We start from the raw sequence: 10115 nt of genomic DNA on the forward strand, positions 1-10115 counted from the left end.
TCCTGAAGGACCACGCGTGGGTGCGACCGACCCTGGTGACGCGTTCCGGAACGCCTCGGCTCCCGGAGCGTCCGGGAGCGCGCCCGAGTCGGCCAGCGGTCGCCGTTCGCAGCGGCCGGGAGCCCGCCGGCTGCCGCGTCGCGTGGCCGTCGGTCGGCGGTCGTTCACCTCGACGCTGAAGGCTCTCGAAGGCCTGGCGAACGCCGGGGCACAGGTGTCGGTGCACGTGGTCGACCTCGACTCCCATGTGCACGTGCTGGCGGGGGACGACCACGTCACGATGCCCGTCGCGGGGCTCGGTGTGGTCCCCCTGCTCATCGAGGTGGCGGCGGCGTTCGAGTCCGGCGCCCTCGACCCTCTCGAGATCGTCGAGCGCTCGAGCGTCGAAGCCGTGGAGAGCTCCGGCCTGTGGCGGCATCTGCGGGCACCGGCGCTGCCGCTGGAGGATCTCGCCGTGCTGGCCGCCACCGCCGGAGATCCGATCGCCGTGAACATCCTGCTGCAGAAGGTGGGGCATGACCGGGTGCGGGAGCGCATCGAGGAACTGGGTCTGCGGCGCACCGCCCTGCTCGACCGGTTCCGCGACCGCCGCGGTCCGGACGACGCCCCGCAGGTCGCCGTGGGATCGGCGCGCGAGCTCGCGGGTCTGTTCTCCGCGCTCGTCAACTCCCAGGTGGTGGATGCCGCGGTCAGCGCCCAGGTGTCGGAGTGGCTCAGCCTCAACCAGGACCTCAGTCTCGTGGCCGCCTCGACGGGGCTCGACCCCTTCGCCCACGAGCACGATGCCCACGGCCTGCTGTTCGTGAACAAGACCGGCCGCGATCGGGGGGTGCGCGCCGAGGCCGGTGTGCTCGCGGGGCCGCGGGCCGGTGTCGCCTACTCGATGATCGTGTGCTTCGACGACCTCTCGATCAGCCACCGCCTCCGTGCGCACGACGCCTTCCGCGTGCTCGGGGTCGAGCTCATGGAGTACACGCACTGACTCCGCACGCCTGTCCCCGCGCGTCAACGCAGGCATCCGCGCGGCATCAGGCTTCTGGAACGGCAGTGAGCCTGGTCTCGCGCGAGCGCCTGATCGGGAGCAGGGGTGGCTAGCATCGGGGGATGCCTCACGCCTGGACTCCGCACCGCCGCGACGACGGGGAGCTGCTCGGCTGGATCCATCCGGAGGGCGCGGACTGGGTCGCCGTCGACGTGCTCGGACGCAGGGTCTCCACCCCCGGCGAGTGGCTGGACGCGGAGGCCGCGCTGGAGGAGCACGGCATCGCGTGGCTCGCCGATCCGTGGATGCTCGAGGGCGAGGGGGACCGCCCGCTCCGGGTGCGCATCCTCGAAGTGACACCAGACGAAGAAGGTGTTCCGGGGCGCATCGTCGTGAAGGTCGACGACTTCGGAGACATGACCCGACCCGCGACCGCACGGTTCACCCTGCCGTGGCCGCTGCCCGCCCGCCTCCGGCCCCCGCGTGCCGACGACCCGGATCCGCGCACGATCTCCCGCTGAGACCCGGCGCCGCGTCGCAGATCCGCCGCACGTCGCACGTTCTGCGGCAATCCCTGCGACCCCGACGCGAATCTGCGACGAGCCGAGTCAGCCGGGGAGCGAGGGGTGCTGCTCCGTGGCACGGCGCCGCGGAATGAACAGCGACAGGATCACGGCCACGATGCCGGCGGCGATCGCGAGCCAGAAGCACACCTCGAACGCCGTCCGCGTCGGCACGGCCACGCCTCCGACGTCGACGCTCATCGCCGCGAGCACCCCGCCCATCACGGCCGAGGCCGTCGAGGTGCCCACGGAGCGGAACAGCGCGTTGAGCCCGTTCGATGCCCCGGTCTCGTTTGCGGGCACGGAGCGCATGATGATCATGGGCATCGCGGCGAAGGTGAACCCGATGCCGACGCCGATGAAGATGTTGGCGACGAAGATGTGCCACACCTCGGTCGACCACAGCAGCACGAAGACGTAGGCGAGCACGATCGCGATGGCGCCGACGGTGAAGAGCGGACGCGGCCCCACGGTGCGCTCCAGCCATCCGGACAGCGGCGAGATCACCATCATGACCAGACCCGCCGGCATGATGACGAGCGAGGCGGCCACCATGTCGAGCCCGAACCCGGCGCCGCCCACCGCCGGCATCTCCAGCATCTGCGGGAAGGTGACGTTGGAGGCGAACAGGGCGAAGCCCATGCCGATCGCGGCGATGTTCGTGAAGAGGACGGCGGGCCGAGCGGCGACCCGCAGGTCGAGCAGCGGATCCTTCGCGCGGAGCTGATACCAGCCCCACAGCAGCAGGACCGCGACGCCGCCGATCACGCAGACGAGGGTGAGCGGTGCCGTCCAGCCCCACTCGGCGCCGCGCGACACGAACAGCAGCAGGCCCGTGAGGCCGATCGCGAGTCCGATGGCCCCGAGCACGTCGAGGCGGCCGGGGGAGCGGAGTACGTCCTCCGGCACCACGGCGAGCACCAGCAGCAGCCCGAGGACTCCGAGGGCGGCGGCGAGCCAGAACAGCATGTGCCAGTCGGCGTTCTCGGCGAGCAGTGCGGCGACGGGCATGCCGATCGCCCCGCCGACGCCCATGGTCGCGCTCATCAGGGCCACCGCGGTGCCGAGGCGCTCCGGCGGCAGCACGTCGCGCATGATGGCGATGCCGAGGGGGACGACGCCGGTCACGGCCCCCTGGAGGGCGCGGCCGATGATCACGCCGACGATCGATCCGGAGAGCGCGGCGATGACCGAGCCCACGATGAGGGTCGCGAGGAGCACGATGACGACGCGGCGCTTGCCGTACATGTCGCCGAGACGGCCGGAGATGGGGGTCGCGACGGCGGCCACGAGCAGGGTGATCGTGACCACCCAGGTGGTGTCCTCGCGGGAGGAGTTCAGCAGCTGCGGCAGCTCGGCCTGCAGCGGCACGACGAGGGTGAACATGAACGACGAGCACAGGCCCGCGAACGCGAGCACGGCGATGACCGCCCACCGCGGAGGGGTACGGGAGAGGCGTTTCCTGGCTCTGTCGTCGTTCGCACCCACCGGCTCAGGCTATCGGCGTTCCCGGAGTGGAGGGGCCGATGTGGTTGCATGGCCGGATGACCGACGACTCCGCGCCCGTGCAGCACCCCGCCGACTCCGCGTACCACCGACGGCTCCCGATCGGGGAGGTGCTCGACGCTTCGGCGCTCGCGGAAGGCCTGCCCTGGGCGTTCGAGAGCATCACGATGCGACCGCTGGAGCCGATGCTCGTGCCGGAGGAACCCCGAGCCGGCGAGCAGGACCCGGCCGAGTGCGGCCACTGCGGTCCGAGCGTGCACACCATCTGGCACGACGACCTCTGGCAGGTGCGTGCCGGGTGGGATGTCGGCGGCCTGCCGTTCATCGGCGGGGTCGCGCCGCGTGAGCACTGGCTCCTCGAGAACGCCCCGCAGGAGGTGCTCGCCGCTCTCGGACCGCTGATGCAGCGCGTGTCGGAGGCGGTCAAGAGCATCCCCGGCGTCGCCCGCTGTCACTTCGGCCGCTGGAATGACGGCTCCGCGCACATGCACATGTGGGCGCTGGGCCGTCCGGCCGGCATGATGCAGGGACGCGGCGCGGTGCTCGCGTTCTGGGACGGGATCCTGCCGCCGCTGCCGGCGGAGATGGCCGAGGACCACCTCCGCATCGTCGCGGAGGCGCTCGCCGCGGGCGGGGGACAGGCCTTTCCGCACCGGTGACCCGGGGTCGGTTTCCGCGAACGGGCGGAGGAGGGGCAGACTGGGATCGTGCGAACCATCCGCGATCTCGACACCGTTGAACTCATCCTCGACGCCCAGAGCCTGCTCGACTCCATCCGGGGTCCGCAGCGCGTGGTGGACGCCGGGACCCTGCGCGCCCTGCAGCAGTCGGGCAACTACGTCGTCGGCTTCTTCGACGGCGAGGGCGACGAGGAGCGCATGGTCGGCGCCTCGATCGCCTTCTTCGGCGAACCGGCCCGCCGTGCCATGCACTCGCACATCACGGCCCTGCTGCCCGAGTACCGAGGGCGCGGATGGGGGCGGGAGCTCAAGGAGCACCAGCGGCAGTGGGCCTTCTCCCGCGAGGTCGGCCGCATCACGTGGACCTTCGACCCGCTGGTCGCCCGCAACGCGCACTTCTTCCTCACCGTCCTCGGCGCCCGCGCCACGGGCTACTCGGTGAACCGCTACGGCATCTTCGGCGGCGGCGATGCGGGCGACGAGAGCGACCGCCTCGACGTCGAGTGGGCCCTCGCGGACATCGCCAAGCCCCCGGCGGACGATGCGGTCGTCGAGACGCTGGAGATCCCGGACGACATCGAGGGCATGCGGGAGTCCGACCCCGCGGCCGCGCACGAGTGGCGGCTGCGCCTGCGCGCGCAGATGGAGGGCCTGCTCGGCAGCGGTCTCACGATCGGCGGCTTCGAGGCCGGTCGGGGCTACCTCTTCACCGCGTGATCGGCGACGCGGCCGTCACCGCACGCCGCGCATGAGCCGCAGCACCGGCTTCACGCTCAGCAGCAGTCCGATGCCGACGAGGATCGCGATGCCGCCGAGGATCGAGAAGTACGGCACCTCGTTCCCCGGATCGTAGAACTTCACGAGCTCGCCCGAGATGGCGGTGCCGAGGGCGATGGACAGGAAGAACAGTGCGACCATCTGCGTGTGGAAGACGGCCGGGGCGAGCTTCGTCGTCACCGACAGCCCGACCGGCGAGAGCAGCAGCTCGGCGACGGTGAACACGAACAGGATGCCGACGATCGCGAGCAGCGGCGTCGAGTTCGCACCGCCGCCGGAGAACGGCAGGAACAGCAGGAACGCGGAGCCCATGATGATGGCGGCCAGTCCGAACTTGACCGGGGTCGACGGCTGGCGCTTCCCCAGCTTCGTCCAGATCGCCGCGAAGACCCCGGACAGGATGATGATGAACACCGGGTTGATGGACTGCACCCACGACACCGGCATCTCCCACCCGAACAGGTCGCGGTCGAGCCGCTTGTCGGAGTAGATCGTCAGCACCGTGAACTGCTGCTGGTACAGCGACCAGAACGCGACGCTCGTGAGGAACAGCGGCAGGAACCCCCAGACCCGCGAGCGCTCGGTGGCGTCGATGCGGCGACTGCCGAGGATCACCGCGAAGTAGGCGACCGCGGCGACCACGGTGACCCCGATCACGATCGTGGCGAGGTTGTCGGCCTGGATGACTCCGGTCAGCACGAGCACCGCGATCACGACGACCGCACCGACCGCGATGCCGGCGACCAGCGGGTAGCGCGTGCGGGGGAGCGGGTTCGGCACCTCGCGCGAGGAGGCGGGCAGGCCGCGGCGGCCGAACGAGTACTGCACGAGACCCAGCGTCATGCCGAGGGCGGCGAGGCCGAACCCCCAGTGGAAGCCGAGGGTCGACTGGAGCAGCCCGGTGAGGATCGGTCCGAGGAAGGCGCCGAGGTTGATGCCGAGGTAGAACAGCGAGAACCCGGCGTCGCGTCGTTCGTCGTCCGGACGGTACAGCGTCCCGACGACCGACGTGGCGTTCGCCTTCAGGCCTCCCGAGCCCAGGGCCACGAGCACGAGTCCGACCCCGACGCCGACGAACCCCGGCAGGAGCGCGAGGGCGAGGTGGCCCGAGACGATGACGATGGCGCTGACGAACAGCACCCGCTCGGAGCCGAACAGCCGATCGGCGAGCCAGGCCCCGAGGATGGTGGACAGGTACACGGAGCCGCCGTACGCGCCGACGATCCCGCCCGCCACCGCCTCCGGAAGCCCGAGGCCGCCGTCGGTCACCGAGAAGTATAGGTAGATGAGCAGGATGCCCTGCATGCCGTAGAAGCTGAACCGCTCCCACATCTCCACGCCGAAGATGTGCACGAGCGACCACGGCTGCCCGAAGAAGCGGGTGTCCTCGTCGCGGGAGGCGGGCGGGTGCGCGGTGGTGCTCATGCGTGGGACGGTACTCCTCCCGCGGGTCCCGCGGCCAGGGGTTGCGCTCCGGCCCCGGATAGACTGGGGGTGCCCGTGCTCACGGGCATTCTCCGCATCCGACCATTGGAGCCACCGTGGCCGAACAGTCCCGTCTTGACAAGGTCATCGCCCTCGCCCGCCACCGCGGGTTCGTGTTCCAGGCGGGTGAGATCTACGGCGGTTCCCGGTCGGCCTGGGACTACGGACCCCTCGGCACGGAGCTGAAGGAGAACATCCGCCGCCAGTGGTGGCAGACCTTCGTGCGCGGTCGCGGTGACATGGTCGGCCTCGACTCCAGCATCATCCTGCCGAAGCGCGTGTGGGAGGCCTCCGGCCACGTCGCGACCTTCACCGACCCGCTGGTCGAGTGCCTGCAGTGCCACAAGCGCTTCCGTGCCGACAACCTCATCGAGGACTTCGAGGCGCGCAAGGGGCGGAAGGCCGAGAACGGTCTGGCCGACATCCCCTGCCCGAACTGCGGCACCAAGGGGCAGTACACCGAGCCGAAGGCCTTCTCCGGTCTGGTGAAGACGTACCTCGGCGTCGTCGATGACGAGTCCGGCCTCTACTATCTGCGCCCCGAGACCGCGCAGGGCATCTTCGTGAACTTCGCGAACGTGCTCACCGCGAGCCGCAAGAAGCCGCCGTTCGGCATCGGCCAGGTCGGCAAGGCGTTCCGCAACGAGATCACCCCCGGCAACTTCATCTTCCGCACCCGCGAGTTCGAGCAGATGGAGATCGAGTTCTTCACGCCGCCCGCCGAGGCGCCGCAGTGGTTCGACCACTGGGTCGAGGCGTGCTGGAACTGGTTCATCGACCTCGGCATCGACCCGGAGAACATGCGGCAGTTCGACGTGCCGGAGGAGGACCGCGCGCACTACTCGGCCGGCACCATCGACGTCGAGTACCGCTTCGGCTTCGCCGGCAAGGAGTGGGGCGAGCTCATGGGCGTCGCCAACCGCACCGACTACGACCTCTCCAGCCACAGCGAGGCCTCCGGCCAGAGCCTGACGTACTTCGACCAGGCCACGGGCGAGCGCTACACCCCGTACGTGATCGAGCCCTCGTTCGGACTCACTCGCGCGATGATGGCCTTCCTCGTCGACGCGTACGTCGAGGAGCAGGTGCCCAACGCCAAGGGCGGCACCGACACGCGCACCGTGCTCAAGCTCGACCCGCGCCTGGCTCCGGTCAAGGCCGCCGTGCTCCCGCTGTCGCGCAACGAGAAGCTGTCGCCGCTCGCCCGCGAGGTGGCCGACACGCTGCGCGGCTCGTGGGCCGTGGACTTCGACGACGCCGGTGCGATCGGCCGGCGCTACCGCCGCCAGGACGAGATCGGCACGCCGTTCTGCGTCACGGTCGACTTCGACTCACTCGACGACCGCGCCGTGACGGTGCGCGACCGGGACACGATGGCACAGGAGCGCGTCCCGATCGACGAGCTGCACGCCTACCTGGCGGAGCGCCTCCGCGGCGCCTGACATGACGGCACCGGGGGGAGCCGACGCGCGGGTGGAATCCTCGCCCGTGCGTCCGGTCGCGGCCATCGTGCTCGGCGCGCTCGCCGTGTCGTGGATGATCCTCACGGTGCTCGACCTGCGCGAGAACGACGGCGCAGGCCCGATCATCGCGATGTTCGGCATCCCGGCGCTCGCGGCGGCGGTCATCATCCAGATCGTGATGGCGCGGCTGGGGGAGCGCAAGCGGGTGCCGAAGGCCGTGTTCTGGTGGGTGCTCGCGGTGCTGCCGCTGGGGACCCTTGCGGGCTTCGTCGTCGCGATCCTCCGCGACCCGGACTACTTCATCGCGGACGAAGGCCCCTGGATGCTGATCTGGGTGCCGATCTTCATCGTCGTGGGGCTGCTGCTCGGCGCCCTCGTCTGGTTCTTCTTCGTGTTCCCCCTCGTGTCGCTCGTGACGGTGATCCGCTTGATCGCCCGCGGGGAGGCGAAGCCCGGCGCCCTCATCATGCCGATCGTGCTGCTGAGCCTCGGGGTGCTGAGCATCGTGGGCGGACTCTCGATCGACACGGACAGCAGCGGCCGCGCGTCGTGGGGATCGATCATCGCCGCGTTCCTCGGTCTTCCCGGGAACTACGAGGTGATCTGGGAGCCCGGACTCTGGATCGTCCGCGGCATCGTCCTCGCGATCATCCTCCTCTTCGCCGTCCCCGCCGCCCACGCCCGCCTCTCCTCCCGCCTCCGCTCCCGCTGAGCCCCCGGGTTCCCGCCGAGACCCCGGGCTGCGTGTGGGGGTAGGTCGGGGTCTCGCCGAGAAAGCGGGGTCTGGCGGGCGCGGAGTGACCCTGCTATGGTCGCTCCTCGTGGGTACTCTGATTCGCTAGATCGGGACGCCGCGTCGAGAGCTCTTCTCCGCGGTGGGTCCTGAGCGACCCGCACCCGAGCAGGGTGCGGTCGAGGTTCCTGTTCCCCGCGTCATCGACGCAGATCCCGGCGGTGCGCGTGCGCCGCCGGAGAGGACCCCTCATGTTCCCTGTACCCTCGCCCCCTTCCGACACTCCGGCCCGCGTTCATCGCGAGTGCGCGCTGCAGGCCGCCTCCGTCCGGTTCGCCGACCGTCTCGTGCTGAACCGCATCGATCTCGCCGTCGGACCCGCCGACCGCCTCGCCGTCATCGGCGACAACGGCGCCGGGAAGTCGACGCTGCTCGATCTGCTCGCCGGTGTTCTCGCACCGACATCCGGGGAGGTGCGGCTCGACCTCCCCGGCGGGATCGCTCATGCCCGGCAGAACCCCGTGTTCGCGGATGGAGCGACGATGGCCGATGCCATCGACGATCTCCTCGGCGACCTCCGCGTGCTGGAGCGCGACCTCGGCCACGCGTACGAGCTCCTCGCCGCCGGGGGCTCCGCCGAGCGTGCGCAGCAGATGGCCGCTGTGGCCCTGTTGCAGGACCGTTTCGAGTCCCGCGAGGGATACGACGTCGACCGTCGCATCGACACCGCCCTGGAACAGCTCGGGCTGGGCGGAGTGGACCGCGCGCGACCGGTGGCCGCGCTGTCGGGCGGAGAGCGGGCGCGGCTCGCTCTCGCGGTCGCCCTCTCTTCCGGAGCCGAGATGCTGCTCCTCGACGAGCCCACGAACGACCTCGACGATCGGGCGCTGACCTGGCTCGAGGACCGTCTCGCGGCGCACCGCGGAGCGCTGGTGGTCGTGACCCACGACCGCGACTTCCTGGACCGTTTCGCGACGGCTGTCGTGCAGGTGGAGGACGGTCGGATCCGCCGCTACGGCGATGGTTACGCCGGGTTCCTGCGAGCGCGCGAGGCCGAGAGACGTGCGGCGGTCGCGCGCCACGAGGAGTGGAAGGCCGAGGTCGCCCGGGCCGAGTCGCTGCTCGCCGCCAACGCGTTCCGGCTGCAGGCGATCCCGCGGAAGCTCGAGCTCGACGGCTTCGGTCATGGCGCGTTCCGGGCGCGGAGCCGCGACCACGGTGCCGTCGGACGCATCCGCATGGCGAAGGAGAGGTTGTCGCGGCTGCGGGAGAACCCGTGCCCGGCGCCGCCCGAGCCCCTGCGGTTCGTGGTCGCAGCAGAGGATCGGGCACCGCTCGACGACCCACTCCTGACCCTCGATGCCGTCTCGTTCCGTGAACCGGGACGACGGCTCGACGTGTCGCAGTGGACGATCGAGGCCGGTTCGCGGTGGCTCGTGACCGGGCCGAACGGCGCCGGGAAGACGACGCTCCTCCGCCTCCTCGTCGGCGAGCTGATCCCCGCGTCCGGGACGATCCGCCACGCGGACGGGCTGCGGATCGCGTTCCTCCGGCAGGAGGTCGATACCCGTTTGCGAGGCACGGCCATCGAGGTCTTCGCGGCGCCGACGGGGACGCCGCCGGCGGATGCGCACGACGCTCTCCTGGCTCATGGACTCTTCCGCGGGCCGGAGGCGGACCGCGACGTGCGGACACTCTCGGTCGGGCAGCGTCGCCGGCTGGATCTCGCGGTCGCCCTGGCGTCGCGGTTCGACCTGCTGCTGCTCGATGAGCCGACGAACCATCTCGACCCCGAGCTCGTGGAGCAGCTCGAGGACGCCCTCGTCGATCACCCCGCCGCCGTCGTCACAGTGACGCACGACCGCCGGTGGCGGCGTCACGCGGAGCACGCGCGGCGCGTGCAGGTCGAGGAGGGGGTGGCCACCA

Annotated in this window: 9 protein-coding genes; 7 read left to right on the forward strand and 2 right to left on the reverse strand. The window is 70.8% G+C overall.

Annotation, left to right across the window (positions count from 1 at the left end):
* Positions 1 to 16 precede the first annotated feature (16 nt).
* Complete coding sequence (locus tag M4D53_RS10365; protein ID WP_187662577.1) at positions 17 to 982, forward strand: serine hydrolase; 966 nt, start codon at positions 17 to 19, stop codon at positions 980 to 982.
* 122 nt (positions 983 to 1104) lie between these two features.
* Positions 1105 to 1503, forward strand: a complete 399-nt coding sequence (locus M4D53_RS10370) for a hypothetical protein (protein WP_187662576.1) — start codon at positions 1105 to 1107, stop codon at positions 1501 to 1503.
* An 87-nt stretch (positions 1504 to 1590) separates the two neighbouring features.
* On the opposite strand, the gene M4D53_RS10375 is transcribed toward M4D53_RS10370, so the two are convergent.
* A complete protein-coding gene (locus M4D53_RS10375; RefSeq protein ID WP_259953893.1) occupies positions 1591 to 3033 on the reverse strand; it encodes an MFS transporter in 1443 nt (480 codons plus the stop codon).
* 56 nt (positions 3034 to 3089) lie between these two features.
* Here M4D53_RS10375 and M4D53_RS10380 point away from each other — a divergent pair, with 56 nt between their 5' ends.
* Both M4D53_RS10380 and M4D53_RS10385 read left to right on the forward strand, forming a co-directional pair.
* Positions 3090 to 3710: a hypothetical protein gene (locus M4D53_RS10380; protein ID WP_187662574.1), complete on the forward strand. Its 621-nt coding sequence runs from the start codon at positions 3090 to 3092 to the stop codon at positions 3708 to 3710.
* 48 nt (positions 3711 to 3758) lie between these two features.
* Positions 3759 to 4448 carry a GNAT family N-acetyltransferase gene (locus M4D53_RS10385; RefSeq protein WP_259953894.1) on the forward strand — a complete coding sequence of 230 codons (690 nt, stop codon included), beginning with the start codon at positions 3759 to 3761 and terminating at the stop codon, positions 4446 to 4448.
* Between the two features lie 15 nt (positions 4449 to 4463).
* Here M4D53_RS10385 and M4D53_RS10390 read toward each other — a convergent pair whose 3' ends face one another.
* Positions 4464 to 5933, reverse strand: coding sequence for a peptide MFS transporter (locus tag M4D53_RS10390; RefSeq protein ID WP_259953895.1), 1470 nt, complete (start codon positions 5931 to 5933; stop codon positions 4464 to 4466).
* Positions 5934 to 6049: 116 nt separating this feature from the next.
* Between M4D53_RS10390 and M4D53_RS10395 the strand changes: the two genes are divergently transcribed.
* The 3 genes from M4D53_RS10395 to M4D53_RS10405 all read left to right on the forward strand — a co-directional run.
* A complete protein-coding gene (locus tag M4D53_RS10395; RefSeq protein WP_187662571.1) occupies positions 6050 to 7435 on the forward strand; it encodes a glycine--tRNA ligase in 1386 nt (461 codons plus the stop codon).
* A 1-nt stretch (position 7436) separates the two neighbouring features.
* A complete protein-coding gene (locus M4D53_RS10400; protein ID WP_259953897.1) occupies positions 7437 to 8168 on the forward strand; it encodes a hypothetical protein in 732 nt (243 codons plus the stop codon).
* Between the two features lie 272 nt (positions 8169 to 8440).
* On the forward strand, positions 8441 to 10115 hold a 1675-nt coding region (locus M4D53_RS10405), incomplete at its 3' end, for an ABC-F family ATP-binding cassette domain-containing protein (protein WP_259953898.1).

Source organism: Microbacterium meiriae, assembly GCF_025143875.1.
GTDB lineage: Bacteria > Actinomycetota > Actinomycetes > Actinomycetales > Microbacteriaceae > Microbacterium > Microbacterium meiriae.